Raw genomic sequence first — 25,004 nt, 5'->3', positions numbered from 1 at the left:
GCTCAGGCTTCCAGTTCGCTGTCGAGAATCGCGAAAAGCTCTGCTTCGTCGGCGTCTGCCACATCGTCGTCGCGATGGATGCCAGCGGTGTCGATTCGAGCTGCCCAACTGGTCGCAATGGACTGCAGCCGAGCCACGATCCGGGCCTTTTCCTCCTCGCCCCGATCTCCGGTCGCGAGGGCGGATTCCAAATCCTCGAATACCGCGTCGATCGAACGAACGGGCTTTTCCCCTGGCCCGTCCGAGAGTTGTTCGCGGAGATACTCGGCCAGCGCGGCGGGTGTGGGGTAGTCGAAAACCACGGTGGCCGCCAGCGCCAAGCCGGTATCGGCTTTGACCCGGTTGCGCAGCTCGACCGCACCCAATGAATCGAATCCCAGGTCCTGGAAGGTGCTGCGGTCGGCATCGAGCGCGGACACGGCGTCCCGGCCGAGTACGGCCGTCACGTGCGCACGGACGGCATCGAGCACGACCTGCCGCTGCCGATCGGCATCCAGGCCGGCAAGCCGTTGCCGCAGACCGGATATCACCATCGAGGTCGCCGCCGGACGGGTGGCCGCCCGTGGTACCAGTTCCCGCAGCAGGGGTGGCAGCAGTCCGGCATCGGCCTGGGCACGGATCGCGGTGGTGTCCACTCCGGTGATCACCGCGTGGCCCAGACCCGTTTCGAGCACCGAATCCCATGCGGCCAAGGCCTGCTCATCCGACAACGCGGTGAATCCGGCGCGCATCGTCCGGGCCGCATCGGCATCGGTCAGGTGTCCGGTCATGCCGCTGGAGCGTGCCCACGGACCCCAGGCCAGTGAACGACCGGCCAGCCCTCGTGCTCGCCGGTGGGCCACCAGACCGTCGACGAAGGTGTTCGCCGCCGCGTAGTTGGCCTGCCCGGGACCGCCGATCGTGCCAGACAACGACGAGAACACCACGAACGCAGCCAGATTCAGATCCGCGGTCGCCTCGTGCAGATACCAGGCGGCGTCGGCCTTCGGCGCCAGCACCGCATCCACCCGGGACGCGGTCAACGCCGCGATGACCCCGTCGTCGAGGACGCCCGCGGCATGGATCACCCCGGTCAACGGCCACGGCTCGGACACGTCGGCCACCAAGCGGCTCACCGCGCCGGGATCGGTGACATCACACGCCACCACCCGAACCTGCGCGCCCAGTTGCTCCAACTCGCCGGACAGAGCTGCGACACCGTCGGCTTGCGGGCCACGGCGGCTGACCAGCAGCAACGACCGCACCCCGTGCTCGGCGACCACGTGCCGGGCGACCACCGCACCCAAACCACCTGTGCCGCCGGTGATCAGCACCGTTCCCGTGCCGAAGGCGGACGCTTCGCCGCCGGTCGTAGGTGACACCACGGTGGGCCGGCCGAGTCGAGCGGTGTGGGCGACACCGGCGCGAACCACCACCTGTGGTTCGGCCGCGGCCAGCGCCCCGAGCCGCTCGTCAATACGAGTGTCGGTGTCGACCAGGTGGATTCGGCCCGGATCCTCCGACTGCGCACTCCGCACCAAACCCCACACCGCGGCACCGGCGAAGTCGGTGACATCCTCACCGGGCAGGGCGACCGCGCCACGCGTCGCGACCACCAGCCGGCTCGATGCGAACCGGTCCTGCCCCAGCCACGCCTGCACCACCTCGAGCATCCGGGCGACCTCGGCGTGGGTCGTGGTCACCACATCGGCGCCGGTGTGATCGGTCCAGCCGGACCCGGCCTCGACCACGACCAGCGGGGGCACCGGCGACTCCGGACCCAGCCGATCCCACCGGCCCACTTCCGAATCCACCACGGGGGACTCGGATTCGGTCGGCGACCACACCAGTTCCAGAACCGCAGCGGACGCACCCGCGGCGGTCGCGGCCAGCTGCGCCACCGGTATCGGACGGGTCGTCATCTCGCCCGACAGCACCGGTTGTCCGTGCCCATCGGTCATCGACACCGACACCGACGAACCGGTCGCGGTCAGCCGCACCCGCAGCACCGATGCCTCGGCCGAATACAGTGCCACCGACTGCCACGCGAACGGCAAGACGACCTGACCCGGCGGGATCTCCTGGACGCCGGCCAGCAGTCCCGACTGCAGGGTCGCATCCAGCAGTGCCGGATGAATTCCGAATCCCGCACCGTGCACGCCGGTGTCCGCGTCGACGGCGATCTCGGCGAACACCTCTTCGCCGCGGCGCCACAGTGCCCGCACACCTCGGAAGGCCGGTCCCAGGTCGTAACCGCGCGTCAGGAACTTCGTGTAGTCGATCTCGACAGCGGTCGCCGCAGCAGGCGGCCAGGCCTCCGGCTCGGGCATCGCCGTGTCGTCTCGGCTGGTCAGCAGGCCATGTGCGTGCAGTTCCCACTGGCCGTCGTGGTCGTGTGCGCCGCGGGAATAGATCGATAGCGACCGCTGCGCCGATTCCGGCTCGGGTCCGCCGACGACGACCTGAATCCGCACCCCGCCCGACGGGGGGAACACCAGCGGCGCCTGCAGCATCAACTCCTCGATTACCGGGCACCCGGCTTCACGACCGGCACGCAACGCCAACTCCACGAACCCGGTCCCGGGCAGCAACATGACCCCGCCGATGACGTGGTCGGCCAGCCACGGCTGCGACAGCGCAGACAGCTGCCCGGTCAGGACGACACCACCGGTTGCCATCGGCACAGCCGCGTCCAGCATGGGGTGAGCCACCACCCGCAGCCCGAGGGAATCGGCGCCGGCGATACCCGGTGTGGTCTCGAGCCAGTAGCGGCGACGCTGGAAGGCGTAGGAGGGCAACGACACTCGCGAGACCGGACGGGCGGCGAAGAACGCCCGCCAGTCGACGTCGGCACCGGCCGCGTGCGCCCGCGCCAGACCGGTCACGAACTGCTCGACCTCGCCGTGCCCGCGGCGGGCTCCGGCGATCACCGATGACTGCGATTCGATGTCCTCCGGCAGGCTCTGCCGGGTCATGGCCGCCAGGACGGCGTCCGGACCGACTTCGAGGAATCGGCGCACTCCGGCGGCGGCCAGCGACTCGATCCCGGGGGCGAAGCGCACGGCCGACCGCACCTGCCGGACCCAGTAGTCCGGGTCGAGCACTTCGTCGCCGGCGATCCGCCCGGACAGGTTCGACACCAGCGGCAGCTGCGGGCGGCGGTAGCTGACATCCCTTGCGACAGTGGTGAACTCGGCCAGCATCGGGTCCATCCGGTGGGAATGGAACGCGTGCGACACCCGCAGCCGCGAGGTCTTGCGCCCGCGGTCGGCGAACTGCTGCTCGATCGCCGCCACCGCGTCCTCGTCACCGGAGACCACCACGGCCTGCGGCGCATTCACCGCAGCGAGGGACACCCGGTCGGCCTGGCCGGCGAGTGCCTCGGAGACTTCGTGTTCGCTCGCCGCGACGGCCAGCATCACCCCCCCTTCGGGCAGCCGGCCCATCAGGCGGCCCCGCGCCGCGACCAGCCGACACGCGTCCGGAAGCGTCCAGACACCGGCGAGGTACGCGGCGGCCAGCTCACCGATCGAATGCCCGATCAGGTAATCCGGTGTGACACCGAACGAATCCAGGAGCCGGCACAGCGCGACCTCGTAGGCGAACAGGGCGGGCTGGGTGATATCCGTTCGATCCAGCAGGCCGGCATTGTCCGGCCCGCCGCCGGTGAACATCACCTGCCGCAGCGAAACGCCCAGCAGTGGATCGAACTGTTCACACATCTCGTCCAGCGCCGCGGCGAACACCGGAAACGCTTCGTACAGTTCACGTCCCATGCCGGCCCGCTGGGCGCCCTGCCCGGTGCACAGGAAGGCGGTCCTGCGCGACATCGCCTGTGCTGCCGTCACGCCGGCGGCCGTGCACGCCGAGCCGTGCTCGGCGAGCGCCGCCAGTCCGGCCAGCAGTGTGTCGCGATCGCCGGCGACCACCGCGCCCCTCCAATCCAAGCGGGCGCGAGTGGTCAGGAGTGAATACCCGATATCGTCGACCGCCACGTCGGGGTGCTCGATCGCGAACTGCCGCAGCTTGGCCGCTTGCGCGCGCAGGCCGTCCTCGGTCTTCGCCGAGAGCAGCCAGGTGGAGACGCCCGCCGCCAAGGCTTTCGCACCCTGATCAGGTGCCTCGTCCGCCGTCTCGGTGGAAGCCGCTTCGAGAGCAGGGGCTTCCTCCAGAATCACGTGTGCGTTCGTGCCACTGGCGCCGAAGGAGGACACACCGGCGCGCCGGACTCGCTCCCCCGCGGGCCAGGGTTCCGCCGTGGTGAGCAGCCGCACCGAGCCCGCGGACCAATCCACATGCGGGGTCGGCGTATCGACATGCAGTGTCGCGGGCAGCATGTCGTGCCGCATCGCCTGCACCATCTTGATCACGCCGCCGACCCCGGCCGCGGCGGAGGTGTGGCCGATGTTCGACTTGAGCGAGCCGATCCGCAGCGGCTCTCCGGCGCGATCGCGTCCGTAGGCGGCGATCAGCGCCTGCGCCTCGATCGGGTCGCCGAGGGTGGTACCGGTGCCGTGCGCTTCGACCACATCGACATCGGCAGGCGCGAGACCGGCATTGGCGAGCGCCTGCGCGATTACCTTCTCCTGCGACGGACCGTTCGGCGCGGTCAGCCGGTTGCTGGCGCCGTCCTGGTTGACCGCGCTGCCGCGGATGACCGCGAGCACCCGGTGGCCGTGCCGACGCGCATCGGACAGCCGCTCGATCGCGAGCATGCCGAGGCCCTCGGAGAATCCCGTGCCGTTCGCCGCCGCCGCGAAGGCCTTGCACCGCGCGTCCGGGGACAGCGCATGCTGCCGGCCGAACGCGATCAGCAGAGCCGGATCCGACATCACGGTGACGCCGCCGACCAGTGCCAGCGAGGTGTCTCCCTGTCGCAGCGCGTGGCAGGCCAGGTGCAGGGCGACCAGCGACGACGAGCACGCGGTGTCCACCGACAGCGCCGGGCCCTTGAAGCCGAAGGTGAAGGCCACGCGGCCGGACAGGACGCTGTTCGAAACACCCAGGTAAGCATGGCCTTCCGCCTCGGCGGTGAGGCCGGGCGAACCCACGCGCGGGCCGTAGTCCTGGTGGATCACGCCGGCGAACACCCCGGTGTCGCTGCCGCGCAGCGTCACCGGATCGATGCCGGCGTCCTCCAGTGCCTCCCAGGCTGTTTCCAGGAACAGCCGCTGCTGCGGATCCATCGCCAGGGCCGCACTCGGGCCGATCCCAAAGAAACCGGCGTCGAAATCGCCCGCCGCGTCCAGGAATCCGCCTTCGCGGGTGTAGACGGTCCCGGGCGCGTCCGGATCGGTGTCGAACAGCCGCTCCAGGTCCCAGCCCCGGTCGACCGGAAAGGGGCCGACGGCGTCGGCGCCGGAAGCGACCAGATCCCACAGTTGCGCCGGAGTTTCGACACCGCCCGGATACCGACAGCTCATGCCGACGATCGCGATCGGTTCGCCGGCACGGTCCTCCAGGTGCTGGATGTGCTTCTTGGCGGCGCGCAGGTCTCCGGTGAGCTTGCGCAGATACCGGCTGAGCCGTTCCTCGTTGCTGGTGGCGGGGTTGGTCATGCTGGGCCGAACTCCTCGTCAATCAGATCCAAAAGCTCACTGTCGGAACGGAATTCGAGATCATCGAACGCGCCGTCCGACCACGTGCCTGCCAGGTGGGTGCGGATGCGCTCGTTGACGCCCCGCAATCCGGCAACGGTCTCGTCGTTATCGGTGCCGCCGGCGATGATCCGCTCGAGCAGGGCCTCGAGCCGCGCGATGTCGTCGGGCACCACCGATGTCGGTTGCGCAGGCGCTGTCACCGCGGTCTGCGCCAGCAGGTAGTCGGCGACATCGCCCGCGGTCGGGTAGTCGAAGACCAAGGTCGAGGGCAGCGACAGCCCAGTCGCCTTCGAGAGCCGGTTCCGGAACTCGACTCCGCCGAGGGAATCGAAGCCGAGTTCGCTGAAGCCGCGATCGGGTCCGATGTCGTCGGCCGACCCGTAACCCAGCACCGCCGCCACGTGTTCCCGCACCAGGTCCAGGACCACCCCGCGTCGCTTCGCCTCCGCCACACCGTGCAGACGCTCCCCGAGCGACAGTTCACCACTCGATGTCGGGGCCGACCGGCCGCGTGCGCTAACGAATCCGCGCAGCACCACCGGAATCGGACCGGTATGCGCTTCCAGGCGCAGTTTGTCGGTATCCAGATGCAACTGCGCTGACACCGGTTCGGCCGTGGTCAGCGATTCATCGAACAACCGCAGGCCGTCGGTGCGGTCCAGCGGAGCCAGGCCCAGTCGCTCCAACCGGCTCATGGCGGTGCGATCCAGCGCGCCGGTCATGCCGATGTCCTGTTGCCACGGCCCCCAGGCGAGTGCGAGTGCCGGTAGTCCCGCGGCGCGGCGCTGCATCGCGAGGGCGTCCAGGAAGCTGTTCGCGGCAGCGTAATTCGCTTGTCCGGCCGAACCGATCATTCCCGCAATCGAGGAGAACATCACGAACGCCGACAGATTCATGTTCCGGGTGAGCTCGTGCAGATGCCACGCCGCATCGGCTTTGGGAGCGAACACCCGATCGACCTGGTCATCGGTGAGCGTGTGGAACGTGCCGTCGTCGAGCACACCCGCCGTGTGGACGACACCGGTGAGCGGGTGCTCGGCAGGCAGGCCCGACAGCAGATCTCGAAGCGCGTCGCGGTCGGTGACATCGCAGGCGGCGATCCGCACTTCGGCGCCGGATCGGGACAGTTCCGCCACGAGTTCCGTTGCGCCGTCCGCGCGCTCGCCACGGCGGGAAACCAGCAGTAGTCGCCGCACACCGTGCGTGGCGACCAGGTGCCGGGCCAGCAGCGCGCCCAATCCCCCGGTCCCGCCGGTGATCAGAACGGTTCCGGACCCGAACGATACTTGCTCTTTGACATCTCCTGAGGTCAGTGCCTCCAGCCGCGGTATCAGGACGTGGTCGCCCCGCACTGCCACCTGCGGCTCACCGGTCTCGAGCACGGCTCGGATCGAATCGGCCGAAATGTGCTGTGCACCAACGGATTCTTCCGCGTCGAGCAGCACGATCCGGTCCGGGTATTCGGTCTGAGCGCTACGGATCAGCCCCCATACCGCAGCCGATGCGGTATCCGGCGTCTCATCGGGCAGGGCTGCCGCACGGCTGGTCAGCACAACCAGCTGCGACCGCGCGAATCGCTCGTCGGCCAACCAGTCTCGTACCGTGCGCAAGGCGGCATTGACCCGATCGCGCGCGAATTGCTTCGAATCACCGTGCAGCGCAGCGGTTTCTGACCACACCACGACGTCCGGAACGGTCGAAGCCGCGGCGAGCGTGGTCAGATCCGGATACCGCTCGTCGATTCCGTCCACGTTCGCGGCTCCGAGCACGGCTGCGCTCCCGGTCGGGGTGTGTCCTTCGGGCATCTCCACCGTCGCCCAGCGCAACCCGTACCGTGCCGCGCGTCCCCCCGGCAACGTGGCACGGAACTGCTGGACGTCGTAGGAACGCATGACCGCTTCGTCGATGGTGACCACCGGACTTCCGTCCTGGTCGACGGCCACGACGGTGATCGCCTCACCGCTGCGCCGGATGGCCATCACCCGCAACGTCCTGACCGTGGACGTAGTGTGGATTTGCGTTCCGCCCCAACGGAACAAGAGTTTGCCCTCGGCGGGATTGCCCTTGTGGTCGGGCCAGATCAAACAGGCGATTCCCGCATGCATCACCATGTCGAACAGCGCCGGATGCAGCTGGAACCGTTCGGCCGGGAATTCCTGGTTCAGGGTGACCTCGGAGAAAACCGTGTCACCGTTGCGCCATGCGGCGTCGACGCCGATGAACGAAGCACCGTATTCCAGTCCGGCGGCACGCGCCACCTGGGCCGGAATCCAGTCGGTATCGACCGGTTCGGCGTCGATGGGCGGCCACGGCGCGTTCCGCAACATATCCATCAGTCCGATGTCGATCAGCTTTCGGCTGCTCAGCACTCCACTGGCGTTGCGCGTCCACTCACTGTCGGCCGCGTCGCCGGTGCGGCGGTAGTGGAACGTGAACGATCGACGTCCCGCGGGATCGGATTCGCGCACCAGTACCTGGAGTTCGACATCGCCGTCCGCCGGCGGGAGGATCGGCGCCTCGAGGATGAGCTCCTCCACGGCGCCGCATCCGATCCGCGGACCTGCGACCAGCAGCATCTCCATGAGCGCGGCACTCGGGACGAGCACCACGCCGTAGGTGGTGTGGTCGGCGATCCATGGATGAGTGCGCAGCGAAAGCCGCCCCGTGAACAGCCACTCGTCGCGGTCGGCCACTCGAACCACGTCGGTGAGCAGCGGGTGTTCCGAGGTGGCGGTCCGGGACTCGCCGAGGGTTGGTTCGAGCCAGTACCGCCGATGGTCGAAGGCATAGGTGGGCAAGGCGACTCGTGTCATCCTGCGGTCGGCGAACAGTCGATTCCAGTCCACAGCCAGCCCGGCGATGTGAGCCTGGCCGAGCATCGTCAGGAATTGCTCGACTTCGTCGTGATCCCGGCGGGCCGCCGCGGCGACCACCGATCGAGCCTCGACATCCGCGGGAAGCGTGTGCCGCGTCATCGCCGCCAGCACCGCGTCGGGTCCGACTTCGAGGAACCGGCGCACGCCCGACGCCACCAGCGTCTCGACTCCGGGCGCGAAATGCACTGCGGCGCGCACCTGCGACACCCAGTACCCCGGATCCAGGATCTCGTCGCCCGCGATCCGGCCGGAGACGTTCGACACCAATGGAATCCGCGGGGCGTTGCAGGTCACTCCCGCCGCCACGGTCGCGAACTCGGCCAGCATGGGCTCCATCCGAGGGGAATGGAACGCATGCGACACCCGCAGTCGGCTCGTCTTGCGCCCCTGCTCGGTGAACTGCCGATCGATCTCGTCGATGGCGTCCTCGTCACCCGAGACCACCACGGCCGCAGGCGCATTCACCGCTGCCACCGACACCCGATCAGTGAATCCGGCGATCGCCGCGCTGATTTCGGTCTCGGACGCGGCGACCGCGAGCATCGCGCCGCCCGCCGGCAGCGCATCCATCAGCCGCCCTCGTGCCGCGACCAGCTCGCAGGCATCTTCCAGTGACCACACCCCGGCCACATACGCCGCGGCAAGTTCACCGATCGAGTGCCCGATCACCATGTCCGGGACGAGTCCGAACGACTCCAGCAGCCGATACAGCGCCACTTCGAACGCGAACAGCGCGGGCTGGGTCAGTCGTGTTCGATCCAGCAGCCCGGTCTCCGCCGACCCTTTCGAGCGACCTGACAAGCAGTCGCTAGCTGACCCTTTCGAGCGACCTGACAAGCAGTCGCTAGCGGTGACTCCCTGATCGTCGATCAGGTGTCCGGTGAACATCGCTTGCTTCAAGGAACATCCGAGCAGTGGATCGAACCGGGCGCACACCTCGTCCAGCGCTGCGGCGAATACCGGGAAGGCCTCGGACAGCCCGGCGCCCATGCCGACCCGCTGCGCGCCCTGACCGGTGAACAGGAAGGCGGTCTTCCCCAAGGCCACGGTGCCGGAAACCACTCCGGCCGAGGCGGAACCGGCGGCCAGCTTCGCCAGCCGCGCCAGCAGTTCGTCGCGATCAGAGCCGAGGACCGCTGCCCGCCACTCGTGCTGCGCACGTGTCGTCGCGAGCGAATACGCCACATCCGCCGGATCTGCGTCGGGGTGATCGATCAGCCACTGCTGCAGTTTCGCCGCCTGTGCCCGGAGGGCGGTCTCACTCTTGGCCGACACCAGCCACGGCACCGCCGGGTGTGGGTGGTCGGTCGCCGGTGGCGAGACGACAGGCTGCGGGGCGGGCGCTTCCTCGAGGATCAGGTGGGCGTTGGTGCCGCTGACTCCGAACGAGGACACACCTGCCCGGCGAACCGTTCCCCCCGCACGCCACGATTCCGGCTGGGTCAGCAGGCGCACCGCGCCGGCGGACCAATCCACGTGCGGGGAAGGCGCTTCCGCGTGCAAGGTCGGGGGAAGGGCCTCGTATCGCAGCGCCTGCACCATCTTGATCACGCCACCGACACCGGCGGCCGCGACGGTGTGACCGATATTCGATTTGATCGATCCGATGCGCAGCGGCTCCCGATCCCCGCGATCCTGCCCGTATGCGGCGATCAACGCGTTGGCTTCGATGGGATCCCCCAGGGGGGTGCCGGTTCCGTGCGCTTCCACCGCATCCACGTCGGCGGGTGTGAGCCCGGCATTCGCGAGGGCCTGCGCGATCACTCGCTCCTGCGACGGACCGTTCGGCGCCGTCAGGCCATTGCTCGCACCGTCCTGATTCACCGCACTACCCCGGATGACGGCCAGGACGTTATGACCCAGCCGCCGCGCGTCCGACAGCCGCTCCAGGATCAGCACGCCCACGCCCTCGGCGAAGGCCACACCGTCGGCCGCGGCGGAGAACGCCTTGCATCGGCCATCCGGCGACAGGCCACGTTGCCGCGCGAAATCCACGGAGAGATAAGGGGTTGCGGCCACGGTGACGCCACCGGCTACGGCCAGCGAGGTTTCGCCCTGACGCAGGGCCTGACACGCCAGATGCATGGCCACCAGTGAGGACGAGCATGCGGTATCGATCGTGACCGCTGGTCCTTCGAGGCCGAAAACGTATGCCACGCGGCCGGAGACGACACTGTGGGTGGTGCCCGTCAGCCGGAAGCCCTCCAGGTCGCCGGTGACATTGTCGACGTACCCCGAGGCGCACGCGCCCGCGAACACACCGGTGTCGCTGCCGCGCAACGTGGTCGGGTCGATTCCGGATTCCTCCAGTGCCTCCCATGATGCTTCCAGCAGCAACCGCTGCTGCGGATCCATCGCCAGCGCCTCGCGGGGGCTGATTCCGAAGAATCCGGCGTCGAAATCGCCTGCGTCGTCCAGGAATCCGCCGCCGCGGCTGTAGACCGTGCCGGGCTTGTCCGGGTCCTGGTCGATCAGCTGCTCGAGATCCCAGCCACGATCGTTCGGGAATTCGGTGGTGGCATCGGTCCCCGACCGCACCAGATCCCACAACTGTTCCGGGTTTCGGACGCCGCCGGGGAATCGGCAGCTCATGCCGACGATCGCGATGGGCTCGTCCGCGCGGACGCGGCGCGACACCCGGGTAGTCCTGGGACCGGATTCCGTTCCCTCGATCTTGGAGTACAAGAGGGTGGCGACCGCCGCGGCGGTGGGGTGGTCGAAGACCAGGGTGGATGGCAGCTGGACACCGGTGGCCTTCGACAATCGGTTGCGGAATTCGACGCCGCCGAGCGAGTCGAATCCCAGTGTGTCGAAGCGCTCGTCGGGGCTGATGTCGTCGGCGGAACCGTGCCCCAGCACGGCTGCCGCGTGCTCTCGGACCAGGTCGAGCACCACCGCGGCGCGTCCGGCTTCCGGTACCCGGCTCAGTCGTGTGCCCAGCGAACTCGACGCGGCCGCGGGCCGGTCCGTGGTACGGGGCAGGAAACCGCGGAGTACCGCCGGCACCGCACCGTCGCGCGCTTCGCGCCGCAGCTCCGCCGGATCGAACCCGATCGCTGCCACGTGCGCGGTGGCGCGGGCGGTGGCCGCGTCGAACAGCCGGAGCCCTTCGTCGTTCGCGAGCGGGTGGAGACCGAGCCTTTCCCAGCGGGCGACGGCGCTGCGGTCCAAGCCGCCGGTCATGCCGGCGCCGGAATTCCAGGGCCCCCAGGCCAGCGAAGTCGCGGACAGCCCTGCGGCTCGGCGACGATGCGCCAGCGCGTCGAGGAATGCGTTGGCTGCCGCGTAGTTGCCCTGTCCCGCCGTTCCGATCGTTGCCGCGACGGACGAGAACAACACGAAGGCCGACAGGTCACGGTCGCGAGTGAGATCGTGCAGGTGCCAGGCCGCCGCGGCCTTCGGGCCGAACACTCGCCGGAGTTGCTCGGTAGTAAGCCCGGAGAGGGTGCCGTCGTCGAGGACACCCGCCGCATGGACCACGCCGGTCAGAGGATGATCCGCATCGAGCGAATCCAGCAGAGCACGGAGGGCTTCTCGATCGCTCACATCGCAGGCCGCCACCATGACAGCAGCGCCGGCTGCCGACAGTTCGGACATCAATTCCGTTGCACCGTCGGCGGTTTCGCCACTCCTGGAAACCAGCAGCAAACGGCGGACGCCGTGTGCGGCGACCAGATGCCGGGCCACGAGTGCGCCGAGGCCGCCGGTGCCGCCGGTGATCAGTACGGTGCCGGCGCCGAACGCCTGTCCCGGCTCGGCACCGTGCTCGGCTCGTGCTCTCGCCAGTCTCGGCACGAGCAATGCTCCGTCGCGCACCGCGGCCTGTGGTTCGCCTGCCGCGATCACCGCGCCGACCAGCGTCGGGTCGGTCATGGGCGCCGACGGATCGACGTCGAGGAGAATGAACCGGCCCGGATATTCGGATTGGGCGCTGCGCATCAGTCCCCAGACGGCTGCCGCGGCGAGATCCGGTGCCTCGCCCGGCAGCGCGGCACCGTTCGCGGTCACCACGACCAGCCGGGTGTCGGCCAGTCGTGCTTGCGCCAGCCAAGCCTGCACCGTCGCCAAGACCGTTTCCAGGTGGCCGCGAACGACCTCCGGATCGTCGGCACTGATCTCCGGGTGCCAGATCACGACATCTGGAATCACTTGTGCCGCAGCAAGTTCCGACGGATTCGGCGAGAAGGTGTCGATTCCGGCGACCGGCGCCTTACCGAGGACGGCTATCCGGTCCACGGACAGACTCGGTGTCGCCGCCGGCGCCGGTGTCCACTGGACCTCGTAGAGGCCGGCGTCATCCCCGGCCAGGGTGCCGCGCATCTGCTTCACGTCATAGGGCCGCATGACGACCGCGTCGACAGAGACCACGGGCCGTCCCGAATCGTCAACGGTCGCAACGGAGATCGTCTCCGGGCCGCTCGCCACGGCGATGACCCGCAGCGTCGTCGCCTTGACCAGCGGCTGGTGCAGTCGCGCCCCGCCCCAGCGGAACAGCAACCGGCCGGTATCGGGATCGCTGTCCTGATCGTGCCAGATGAGCCCGGCCAGCCCGGCGTGCATGACCAGGTCGAGTAGAGCGGGATGCAGATCGAACCGCTCCGGTTCGGGCGCGGCCGCGGTATCCAGGGTGATCTCGGAGAAGACGGTGTCACCCCGCTGCCATGCGCCGTCGACACCGATGAACGCGGGACCGTATTCGAGTCCGGATCCCTTGGCTATCCGCTCGGGAATCCATGAGGGATCGAGAGTTTCGGCGTCGGCCGGCGGCCATGCCTCGTCCCGCAGCCGGTCCAGCAGAGCGTCGTCGCCGTCCCAGGAAGGTGCCAGCACTCCACTGGCGTTGCGCACCCATTCGCCCGCTCGGCGACCCGCCTTACGGAAGTAGAAGCTGAACGGCCGTCGCCCGTTCCCGTCCGGCTCCTGCACCGACACCTGCAGTTCGACCTCGTCGTCTTCCGACGGCAGGATCGGAGCCTCCAGGGTCAGCTCTTCGACGACACCGCAGTCGATTCTGCTGCCCGCGACCAGCAGGAACTCGACGAGGGTCGCGCTCGGCAGCACCACGGTGCCGTAGGTCATATGGTCGGCGACCCATGGGTCGATCGGCAGCGAGAACCGGCCGGTGAAAACGAACTCGTCTTTACCGGCCACCGGCACCACACCGGTGAGCAACGGGTGGCCGAGGGTGCCGCCGGTGGCTTCGGGACGCGGCGGCAACCAGAACCGCTGGTGTTGGAAGGCGTACGTGGGCAGGGGAACTCGTCGTACCGACGGGCGACGGAACAGTGGCGTCCAATCCACGCGCACACCGGACGTGTGCGCGTGCCCCAGCATCGTCAGGAATTGTTGGGGCTCATCGTGATCCCGGCGCACGGCCGCGGCCACCACCGACTCCACGCCCTCCGGAAGGGTCTGCCGGGTCATCGCCGCCAGTACCGCGTCGGGCCCGACTTCCAGGAATCGGCGTACCCCCGAGGAGATCAATTTCTCGATGCCCGGCGCGAATCGCACCGCGGCCCGCACTTGCCGAACCCAATAGGAGGGTTCCAGCACCTCGTCCCCAGCCAGCTGACCGGACACGTTCGACACCACCGGTAGGCGTAGTCGGTTGTAGGTCAAGTCCTTTGCGACAGACTCGAATTCGGCCAGCATCGGATCCATCCGATGCGAGTGGAAGGCATGGCTGACCCGCAGCCGCGACGTCTTCCGGCCACGCTCGACAAATTGCGCCCCGATCTCGGCGACCGCGTCCTCGTCACCCGAGATCACCAGGGCCTCAGGCGCGTTCACCGCGGCGACCGACACTCGGCCGGTATACCGGGCGACGACATCGTTCACTTCGGTCTCGGACGCTGCGATGGCCAGCATCGCGCCGCCCTCGGGCAACGCGCCCATGAGACGGCCGCGCGCCGCCACCAACCGGCAGGCATCCGCGAGCGACCACAGGCCAGCGAGGTATGCGGCCGCGACTTCTCCGATCGAATGGCCGATCAACACGTCCGGGGTGACGCCGAAGGATTCCAGCAGGCGATACAGCGCCACCTCGAAGGCGAACAACGCGGGCTGGGTGAACTCGGTCCGATCCAGAACCGTGGCACCTGTACCGCCGAACATGATGTCTTCGAGCGAGCACTCCAGCACGGGATCGAACTGGGCGCACACCGAATCCAACGCGTCCGCGAATACCGGGAAGGCCTCGTACAAGCCGGCGCCCATGCCGATCCGCTGTGCACCCTGACCGGTGAACAAGAAAGCCGTCGTCCCCGAACCGATGGCTCCTGCGATGACACCGGTGCCGGTCCCCGATTCGGCAAGATTCGCCAGCCGTTCCAGCAGCTCGTCCCGATCGCGGCCGAGGACCACACTGCGTGAATCCAGCTGCGCGCGCGACGTCGCCAGCGAATAGGCCGCATCCGCGACGTCGATCTCCGGCCGCTCGGACAACCAGGCACGCAGCCGGGCGGCCTGGGCGCGCAGACCGGCCTCGCCCTTGCCCGACACCAGGAACGGCGTGATATTCGACGGCCGCTCCGCGTCGTCGCCCTGGGCGGCCGCCACCGGTACGGCTGGTGCTTCTTCGAGGATCACATGCGCGTTGGTGCCGCTGATCCCGAACGACGACACACCGGCCCGGCGCACTCGATCGCCTGCGGTCCACGGTTCGGCGTCGGTCAGCAGACGCACCGCGCCCCCGGCCCAATCCACGTGCGGCGTCGGCGTTTCGGCGTGCAGCGTCCGCGGCAGCCGCTCGTGCCGCATCGCCTGCACCATCTTGATCACACCGGCTACCCCGGCGGCGGCCACGGCATGGCCGATATTCGATTTCAATGAACCGATCCGCAACGGTTCCCGCTCGCCGCGATCCTGTCCGTAGGCGGCGATCAACGCCTGTGCTTCGATCGGATCACCCAGAGTCGTGCCGGTCCCGTGCGCCTCCACCGCGTCCACGTCGACCGCCGAGATCCCCGCATTGGCGAGGGCCTGCACGATCACCCGCTCCTGCGACGGACCATTCGGTGCGGTCAAACCGTTGCTCGCGCCGTCTTGGTTCACCGCACTACCGCGAACGACGGCCAGGATGTTGTGGCCGAGCCGCTGCGCATCCGAAAGTCGTTCCAGTACAAGAACGCCCGAGCCCTCCGACCACGCCACACCGTCGGCGGCCGCCGAGAACGCCTTGCAGCGACCGTCCGGTGACAGGCCGCGCTGGCGGGAGAAGTCCACGTACAGATACGGGCTGGCCGCGACGGTCACACCGCCTGCGAGCACCAGCGAGCTGTCGCCCTGGCGCAGCGCCTGGCACGCAAGGTGCAATGCCACCAACGACGACGAGCACGCCGTATCCACCGTCACCGCCGGACCCTCCAGGCCGAACGCGTACGCGACGCGGCCCGAAATGACACTGTGCGAAGTGCCGGTCAGCCGGAATCCCTCGAGGTCACCGGTCACCCGCCCGGAGTATCCGGACGTGCAGGCGCCGGCGAAGACGCCGGTATCGCTGCCCCGCAACGACATCGGGTCGATACCCGCGTCCTCCAGGGCCTCCCAGGCTGTTTCGAGCAGCAGCCGCTGCTGCGGATCCATCGCCAACGCCTCGCGTGGGCTGATACCGAAGAAGCCAGGATCGAAATCGCCTGCATCGCTGAGGAACCCACCGTGTCGCGTGTAGACCGTGCCCGGTTTATCGGGGTCCGGGTCGAACAGCCGGTCCAGGTCCCAGCCGCGGTCGGCAGGGAATTCGCCGATCGCGTCCCGGCCCGCCGCCACCAGGTCCCACAGATCCTCGGCGGACCGCACACCGCCCGGGAATCGGGCGCTCATGCCCACGATCGCGATCGGTTCGTCCGACATCGGGGATGGTCGGCCTGCGGAGCTTGCGGAGCCGGCGGAGCGGGTGAGGTCAGCGCGTCGTGATACCTGCCGCTGCCCGGTGCCGGTCCCGGTGACCCGCGACCGTAGCAGCGCCGCAACCGCACTCGCGGTCGGATGGTCGAAGATGAGTGTCTTCGGCAGCGGCACACCGGTGGCCCGTAGCAGTCGGTTCTGCAGCTCCACCCCACTGACGGAGTCGAAGCCGAACTCGGTGAACGGCAGATCGGGATGAATCGATCGAGCCGACTCGTGGCCTAGTACGGCAGCGGCATGCTCCCGAACGATATCGAGAACTACTGTGTCGCGCTGATATTCCGGAGCCGCCAGCAGTTTGCGTGCCAGCGGGCCGTTCTCCCATCCTGAGGTCGGCTCATTACCTTCGGAGATTTGCTCCTCGCTCGCCGCAACGACGTCGGTGACACCGGAAGCGACCGGCACACCGGCCCAGAAGTTGCGACGCTGGAACGCGTAGGGCGGCAGGTCGACCCGCGCCCCGCCGGAGACCAGCGCGCCCGGATCCACCCGCACACCGGCGCAATGGGCTTGTGCCAGCGACGCCATGAACCGTTCCGGGCCGCCCGCACCGCGCCGCAACGACCCGACAACGGATACGCCCTCGGCCGCACCGGCCGCCTCGGCGGTTACGCCGATACCCATCGTGAGAACCGGATGCGGACTCGCCTCGACGAATGCGTTGATACCGCCCGCGATCAGCGCCGTCACAGCATCGGCGAATCGAACCGGTTCCCGCAGCGACCGATACCAGTATTCGGCGTCCAGTTCCGCCGTATCCAACCGGTCGGCGAATACCGTGGAAAAGAACGGTACCGACCCGGATTGCGGGCGGATCGGCTCCAGTTCCTCGACCAACCGATCGCGTAGCCGCTCGACCGCCTTCGAATGCGACGCGTAATCCACCGGAATCCGGCGGGCCCACACACCGTCGTCGGCGCAGGCGGCGAGAAACTCCTCCATCGCCGGCACATCACCGGCTATCACGCTTTGCGCCGGTCCGTTCACCGCCGCCAGCGACAGCCGATCCCCATACGCCGACAAACGTTCCCGGACCGCATCGGCGCCGAGTCCGATCGAGGCCATACCGCCCTGTCCAGCCAGCTCATCGGCGACCGCGCGCGACCGGAGCGCAACCACACGCGCCGCATCGGACAGCGACAGTCCACCAGCGATATAGGCGGCGGCGATCTCGCCCTGGGAATGGCCGATCACCACGTCCGGCTCCACGCCGGCCGCTCGCCACATCCGGGCCAGTGAGACCATCACCGCGAACAGCACCGGCTGCACCACATCCACGCGATCCAGCGGGGGCGCGTCAGCTTCGCGACGCAGCACCGACGTCAGCGACCATTGCACGTACGGCGCAAGCGCCGCTTGACATTCCGCGATCGACTCCGCGAACGCCCCACCCGAATCCAGCAGCGCCAGCGCCATGCCCTCCCACTGGCTGCCCTGCCCCGGGAAGACGAACGCGACCCGCCGCGGCTCGGCCCGCCAGGTTGTCGGCTCGATGGCCACAGCGGGCGCGGTCGGGTCGGCCAGAGCTGCCAGGCCGGCCAGCAGCTCCTCTCGATCCCGCCCGACGACGTTGCCGCGCCACTCCATCTGGGCTCGCGTGGCCAGCAGCGAGTACGCCACATCGGCCATAGCCGGCTCCGGATAGCGCAGCAGCCACTCCCGCAGCCGGGCCGCTTGCGCACGCACGCCGTCCTCGCTGCGAGCCGACACCACCCACGACACCGCACCGGCCGCGCCGTCCACCGTGGGCGCGGCGGACAAGACGGCGGGCGCCTCCTCCACGATCACATGGGCATTCGAGCCACCCATACCGAATGAGGACACACCTGCCCTGCGCACGTCGGCCGCAGGCCAGTCCTCGGTGCCTGTCACCACCCGCAAACCCAAGTCCTCGAGCGGAATTCGCGGATTCGGTGTCTCGAAGTTCAGGCTGGCCACCAGTTCCCGGTGAGTCAGCGAGAGCACGGTCTTGATGAGGCCCGCGATACCGGAAGCACCTTCCAGATGGCCGATATTCGTCTTGACCGATCCGACGGCCAGCGGTGCGTCCTGCGCCCGGCGCACGCCGTAGGTTTCGCCGAGCGCGGCGGCCTCCACCGGATCACCGGCGGGTGTTCCGGTGCCGTGCAATTCGACGTACTGCACCGACGGTGCCTCGACACCTGCCGCGGTGAGAGCGGAGTGGATCACCGCCGCCTGGGCATCTCGGCTCGGGGCGGTCAGCACTCGGCGTTCGTTGCCGGTGTTGACCGCACTGCCCCGGATGACGGCATGGATCCGGTCGCCGTCGGCGACCGCCTGCGCCAAGGGTTTCAGCACCACCATGCCGCCACCCTCGCCGCGGACGAACCCATCGGCCCGCGCGTCGAAGGTGTAGCAGGCGCCGAGCGCCGACTGCGCGCCGAACTGCTCGATACGCTCACCGCTGGTCGGCGACAGAATCAGGTTCAGGCCGCCGGCCAGAGCCACCTCGCTCTCACCGCTGCGCAGGCTCTCACAGGCCAGATGCACCGCGACCAGCGAGGATGCCTGGGCGCTGTCGACCAGCATGCTCGGGCCGCTGAAACCGAAGTAGTTCGAGATGCGGTTGGCGATGATGCCGCGTCCGACACCCCATAGTGAGTGGCGGCTGACACCCGGACCACCTTGGGAGGCCAGGATTTCGGCGAAATCGCTTCCGGTGCTGCCGACGAACACACCGCACCGCCGGGCATCGCGCGCCGTGGCGGCCAGGCCCGCGTCCTCGAGCGCCTCCCAGCTCAACTCCAACGCCAGCAGCTGCTGCGGATCGATCGCCCGCGCCTCGTTGGGCGAGACCCCGAAGAAGTCCGCGTCGAACTCCCCTACGGTGTCAACGAATCCGGCGCGCTCGGTGATGCCCTCCCGCCGCGGAGGAGCTGTGCCGATCGCGGCGCGCCCCTCGCTGAGCAGCTGCCAGTAACTGTCGAGATCGGCCGCGCCCGGCAGTCTGCAGGACATGCCGACGATAGCGACCTCGAACGCCGATCCGGTCACCTCTGAACATCCTTCCCAAGGCAGGTTGGGACCCGCCGTAAAAGTCTCTGACGAGTGTGTTTGCTGTCCGCAGCAAAGGAATCAGACGATTCCTGAATCGGACATAACGGATTTCGACGCAGTCGAGACTCAGCGAAGAGCCCATGATGCGGAGCGTCTTCCGCAAGCGATCTGGGGCCCCGAGGAGATGGCGCAGACTAGGCCCGGACTGGACCTCGGTGTGCCGCTGGCTCAGTAGTGCAAATGATCAGCAAACGACGCTGAAGACTGGAACGCTACGTGGTGTATGCCAGCGGATTGAGGCGCGCGCCGGAGGGGTTGTGCCCGAAACGCACGACGCGAAATGCATAAAGCGCCCACGCTACAGCGATGTGGAATCGGCACAATGATCCCTCAGTTCTTCGAACAGTAGAACACGATTCATCGTACCGAACAGTAATTTGACGATCTTGACCTTGTCAACCGGCCAGTAGCTTCCCGACGGTTACCCCGGCCGCAGACGTACCACGGGCTCGATCGGGGCGGGATCACCAGTCGACTCCCGGCGTGGTTGTGCAGGTAAAGCATTGGTCTCCTCATCGCATCGCTGCATCAGGGATAGCAGACCTCGCCCGAGTGATGTTTCCAAATATGGGAAGGCGAACCGGTCGCTTCCTGACCGTTTGCTACGACCGGACCTCCACCAACGATGCTGGTCGCTCAGTCGAAAACATATACAAGATTGAAGACGCCCAGGGTTTGCAGGCACCACCGCCCACATGGACATGTGCCACGACGCAAACGATCAGCGCGCGGATTATCCACTGCGCGATGCCGACCCGAACCCACTCCGAAGCAAGAATGGAAAATGGCCCGGAACAATGCGTTCCGGGCCATTCCCTTTGTAGCGGGGACAGGATTTGAACCTGCGACCTCTGGGTTATGAGCCCAGCGAGCTACCGAGCTGCTCCACCCCGCGTCGGTGGAGATAACGCTACAGCATGGGTCGGCGCTTACCTAAACGGCAGGTGGGAGGGGTTAACCAGCGGGTAATCGGTGGCGGGTGCGAGCATGGGGGTATGCCGATTGCCACTAGTGCCATTGCCCATGTGCGACTGACGGTTTGCGATATCGATCGGTCGCGGGCGTTCTACGAGACGGTGTTCGGATGGCCGGTCGCGCTGGAGGTGCCCGCCGATGCGGATGAGGCGACGCGGCAGCAGCTCGGGTTCTTGTTCGGCGGGGTGATCTATCGGATGGAGCACGGGATGCTCGGGTTGCGGCCGGTCGGCACCGATACCTTCGACGAAGACCGGGTCGGGCTCGATCATCTCGCGTTCCCGCTGAATTCACTGGCCGAATTGGAGGCTGCCGCAGCGCATCTCGATGCCTGCGGGGTCGCGCGCGAAGACATCAAGGACATCGGGTTCAGCTATATCCTCGAATTCCGGGATCCGGACAATATCGCGTTGGAACTGATCGTTCGCAAGTAGGCTAGGCCGCCTTCACCACCTTCTGCACCGCCGCGACGAAGAACTGATCGAAGGCCGCCTGGTCGAGCGAATCGTCCAGCGCGGCAACGCGAACCGCGACCGTGATGCCCCGGACCTCGGCGTAACCCAGGTACGCGTTCTGTGTCAGTGGAGTACCGCTGACATCCGTCGTCGCGGTGCTGGTCGCGTGGTAGGCGATAGCGTTCGCGCCATTCAGTTCCTGGGGCGCAGGCTGACTCGTGACGCGCTGCGATGCGGTGACCTGATGGCCATCGTAGGTCGCGACCACCTCGACCGAACCGCAGCGCTTATTGCCGTCGGCGATCCGTTGCAGATCTCCGGTCCGCCCGGAGACGAATTCGACAAAGATCTGGCCCGACTTGCCGGTTGCCGCGGAGATGGCCGACTGCGTGAGCAGTTCCTTGGTCGCCGCTGCGAGATCCTGCTGCGTGGAACCGCATTCCGCCGGTGTGAAGGTGGCGTTCTGCTGGGTTGCGGTGAGATCGCCGACCGTCGACTGCAGCTGCTCCGGCGGCAGATCGAGCTTCTTTGTGCCCGCGGGGAATTCCTCCGGGGTCAGCACCAACTGTTCGCGAGGCGTGGTCGGCGTAGCGGAATTCGAGTGATTCGCCGAGTCGTCCTTGCCGCTACAGCCCGCGACGAGTACCACACCCGCCGCCATTGCCACTGCCCACCGTGCGTTACGCAATTCGATCATGGTGGTGATCATGTCAGCTGTTGCCATGAGCACCCACTTGCGGAAGGTATTTCAGAGCTCCGTGATCCGAGTGCGGTGGCGCTCCTGCAGCTCACGCGAGCGACGTAGATAGTCGAGGATGAGGCGCAGTTCCGCTGCGCTGTAGCGCGAGACCTCGCCCGCACCCTCCTCGGCAATCGGCCCGTAGATCCGCATGACCTCGGCCATCGCGGCGTCGGTAATGCGGATGACGACCTTGCGGCGGTCCCCCGGTTCCGGATGCCGGACCACGTAGTCGAGTTTGGCGAGACGGTCCAGCATGGTGGTCACGCTACCGCTGGTCAGACCGAGTTCGGCGGCGAGAGCACCGGGGGTGGATTCGCCGTGCCACAAGATTTCCAGACAGCGTAGGTCGGTGCGGTTGACGCCGAGATTCGTCGCGGCAGCCTGGTCGACGGCGTCGACCGCGGCCTGCAGCGCCTGCGCTTCGCGGCCGAGCTCGGCGCGCAGTTCTGTCAGCTCCAACTTTTCTCTTGACATTCAAGCCTCTTGATCGTCAAACTACTGATGTCTTGATAATCAAGATACAGCAGAGCCAAGAGAGATTTCGGAGGCACACCATGAAGAAGGCGCTGATCATCGGGGGCGGGATCGCCGGGCCGGTCACCGCGATGGCATTGCAGCAGGCCGGACTGGAGCCGATTGTGTGCGAGGCATACGCGGAGGCCGCGGCCGAGCAGATCGGCGCATATCTGACGGTGGCGGTGAACGGACTGTCGGCGCTGGCGCTGTTGGACGCGCATCACGTGGTCACCGAGATCGGGCACCCGACCGCCACACTGTCGTTCGCGACCAGCGGCGGCAAGCACATCACCGATATGCCGATCGGCGGCACACTGCCCGACGGCACCGTCACGCACAGCATCAAGCGGCGCGATATGTATCGAGCGCTGAATACCGAAGCGGCGCGGCGCGGCGTGCGGTTCGAGTACAACAAGCGGCTGGTGGATGCGGCGTCGACCGAGAACGGTGTGCGTGCGATTTTCGCCGACGGCACCACGATGGACGCCGATGTCCTGATCGGTGCCGATGGAATACGGTCTCGCACAAGGGAAATCATCGATCCGTCCGCCCCGGAGGCGCACTTCCTCGGCATCTACGGGCTCGGCGGATTCGTCACCGATCGGGTGCTGCATCGCGAACTCGGGCTGCGGCCCGGTGTGTACAGCATGATCTTCGGGAAGAAGGCGTTCTTCGGCTATTTCGTCGCACCGGACGGCGAGATCTGGTGGTTCGCCAATATGCCTCGGACACGTGAGCTTTCATCGGCGCAGTCGGCGGACTGGCGAGCGCAACTCGTCGGATTGCTGTCGGTGGATCGCGGCCCGGCCGCCCGGATCGTCGCCGCCACAACGGATGACACCTTCGTACCCGCTTTCAACCAGTACGACATGCCGACGGTCACCAGGTGGCACAACGACAATATGGTCATTGTCGGCGATGCCGCCCATGCCGTGGCCTCGTCCTCCGGCCAGGGCGTATCCATGGCGGTGGAAGATGCCCTGACACTGGCGATCTGCCTGCGCGACATCCCGGATACCGCCGCGGCCTTGGCCGCCTTCGAGAACCGCCGCCGAGAACGCGTCGAGAAGGTGGTCGCCTACGGCGCGGAAACCAGTAGCGACAAGGCATCCAACGGATTCGCCAGGATGCTGGTCCGGCTGCTCACGCCATACTTCCTGAAGAAGGCCGCCAAAGCCGGTGTCGCCCCGCTGAACTGGATGTTCGACTACCGGATCGATTGGACAGCACCGGCGGCGCACCGCTGACGGCTTCCTCGATGACACAACCCGCGTGAAGTCATCATTTGGATATGTGACAGCTCAGTAGGTAACCGAGAGATCGGTCTGGCGGACAGCCGAGCGGGGCGTGGGCGAAAGCGTCTTGTGCAAACTGGTGCGCATGGTCGTGGCCGAGTCGAGCAGATAGTTCTGCCGCACCTTCCACGGATGCCGGTCACCCTGACGTGGGAAGTCGCCGATCGAGCGCTGAATATAGCCCGACGCCAGATCGAGCAGCGGGCGCTCGTCGAGCTTGCCTTCCGGCTTCGGCACCACGGCCGCATAGTCGTTGCGATCCAGGTGATTGATGACCTTGCAGACCAACCGCGAGGTCAGGTCGGCGCGCAAAGTCCATGAGGCATTCGTGTACCCGATGCAGACCGCGAAATTCGGTACACCGGTGAGCATCGCACCCTGCCAGACGAATTGTTCCGACAGGTTCACCGCCGCTCCGTCGACCTGCGGCGCGATGCCACCGAAGGCCAGCAATTGCAGCCCGGTCGCGGTGACCACGATGTCCGCCTCCAGGATTCGACCTGACTTCAGCCGAATTCCCTCGGGCACAAAGGATTCGATATGGTCGGTGACGACCTGCGCCTTCCCCTTCTTCATCGCCTTGAAGAAATCGGCATCCGGTACAGCACACAGCCGCTGATCCCAGGGGTCGTACTTCGGCGTGAAGTGTTCGGCGACGGCCTTCTCATCCTTGAGGATTCGTGCCGTCAGACCGGTGAGCAGTTTGCGCGCGGCCTCCGGACGGCGACGGCAGTACTGATAGAAACCGATGCTGAACAGGATGTTCTTGGTGCGTATCACGCGGTGCGCCAACTGTGGCGGCAACAGCTCGCGGATCTTGTCGGCCTGTTTGTCCCGGCCGGGAACGGCGCTGATCCAGGTCGGCGAGCGCTGCAGCATCGTCACGGATTCGGCCTGATCGGCCATCGCGGGCACCAGCGTGACCGCCGTCGCACCACTGCCGATGACCACGACGCGCTTGCCGGCGTAGTCGAGATCCTCGGGCCAGAACTGCGGATGCACGACCTGCCCGGCGAAGGAGTCGATGCCAGGGAAATCCGGGGAGTGGCCCTGGTCGTAGTTGTAGTACCCGGCGCAGGCGTAGAGGAAATTGCAGGTCAGCGTCCGCTGCGTGGTGTCGCCTGCAGCATCGCGCTGCTCGAGGGTGAGGGTCCAGCACGCCGATGCGGTGGACCAGTCGGCCCCGACCACCTTGGTGCCGTAGCGGATGTGCCGGTCGATGCCGAATTCCGCGGCCGTCTCCTCGACGTAGCGCAGGATGGACCGACCGTCGGCGATCGACTTCGCATTCCGCCACGGCTTGAACGGATAGCCGAGAGTGAACATATCCGAATCCGAGCGAATTCCGGGATAGCGGAACAGATCCCACGTCCCACCCAGCGATTCGCGCGCCTCCAGCACTGCATAGGTTTTGCCCGGGCATTCGGTCTGCAGCCGATACGCCGCGCCGATGCCGGATAGCCCGGCGCCGACGATCACGACATCGAGGTGGTCCGGAACTACGGCGGTTTCCGGCCCACCCGCCACCCGACCACCGCCCCTCATCGAATCGCTGCGCGATGCTGGTCTCATTGTTCCAGTCT

Annotated in this window: 7 protein-coding genes and 1 tRNA gene; 2 read left to right on the top strand and 6 right to left on the bottom strand. The window is 67.4% G+C overall.

What is annotated here, in order from left to right:
• Window positions 1-2: 2 nt before the first annotated feature.
• From ON44_RS07290 to ON44_RS07280, 3 genes are all read right to left on the bottom strand, one after another.
• Entirely contained in the window at window positions 3-5,537 is a 5,535-nt protein-coding gene (locus ON44_RS07290) for a type I polyketide synthase (RefSeq protein ID WP_051181674.1), read from the bottom strand.
• A complete protein-coding gene (locus tag ON44_RS07285; protein ID WP_040687292.1) occupies window positions 5,534-19,375 on the bottom strand; it encodes a type I polyketide synthase in 13,842 nt (4,613 codons plus the stop codon). The genes ON44_RS07290 and ON44_RS07285 overlap by 4 nt, the downstream gene beginning before the upstream one ends.
• An 884-nt stretch (window positions 19,376-20,259) precedes the next feature.
• Window positions 20,260-20,333, bottom strand: a tRNA-Met gene (locus tag ON44_RS07280).
• A gap of 100 nt (window positions 20,334-20,433) precedes the next feature.
• Between ON44_RS07280 and ON44_RS07275 the strand changes: the two genes are divergently transcribed.
• Entirely contained in the window at window positions 20,434-20,847 is a 414-nt protein-coding gene (locus tag ON44_RS07275) for a VOC family protein (RefSeq protein WP_040687290.1), read from the top strand.
• 1 nt (window position 20,848) lies between these two features.
• Here the strand turns inward: ON44_RS07275 and ON44_RS07270 are convergent, their stop codons facing one another.
• Together ON44_RS07270 and ON44_RS07265 are read right to left on the bottom strand one after the other, a co-directional pair.
• Window positions 20,849-21,592, bottom strand: a complete 744-nt coding sequence (locus ON44_RS07270) for a hypothetical protein (protein WP_157187069.1) — start codon at window positions 21,590-21,592, stop codon at window positions 20,849-20,851.
• Between the two features lie 24 nt (window positions 21,593-21,616).
• A complete protein-coding gene (locus ON44_RS07265) occupies window positions 21,617-22,084 on the bottom strand; it encodes a MarR family winged helix-turn-helix transcriptional regulator (protein WP_040687285.1) in 468 nt (155 codons plus the stop codon).
• Between the two features lie 80 nt (window positions 22,085-22,164).
• Here ON44_RS07265 and ON44_RS07260 point away from each other — a divergent pair, with 80 nt between their 5' ends.
• Window positions 22,165-23,373: an FAD-dependent oxidoreductase gene (locus ON44_RS07260; RefSeq protein WP_040687280.1), complete on the top strand. Its 1,209-nt coding sequence runs from the start codon at window positions 22,165-22,167 to the stop codon at window positions 23,371-23,373.
• Window positions 23,374-23,427: 54 nt separating this feature from the next.
• Here the strand turns inward: ON44_RS07260 and ON44_RS07255 are convergent, their stop codons facing one another.
• Window positions 23,428-24,966: a flavin-containing monooxygenase gene (locus tag ON44_RS07255; RefSeq protein WP_051181680.1), complete on the bottom strand. Its 1,539-nt coding sequence runs from the start codon at window positions 24,964-24,966 to the stop codon at window positions 23,428-23,430.
• Between the last annotated feature and the right edge of the window lie 38 nt (window positions 24,967-25,004).

It is taken from the genome of Nocardia vinacea NBRC 16497, from assembly GCF_000308835.1.
GTDB classification, from domain to species: Bacteria; Actinomycetota; Actinomycetes; order Mycobacteriales; family Mycobacteriaceae; genus Nocardia; species Nocardia vinacea.
This window is presented reverse-complemented; position numbering and strand designations above follow the sequence as displayed.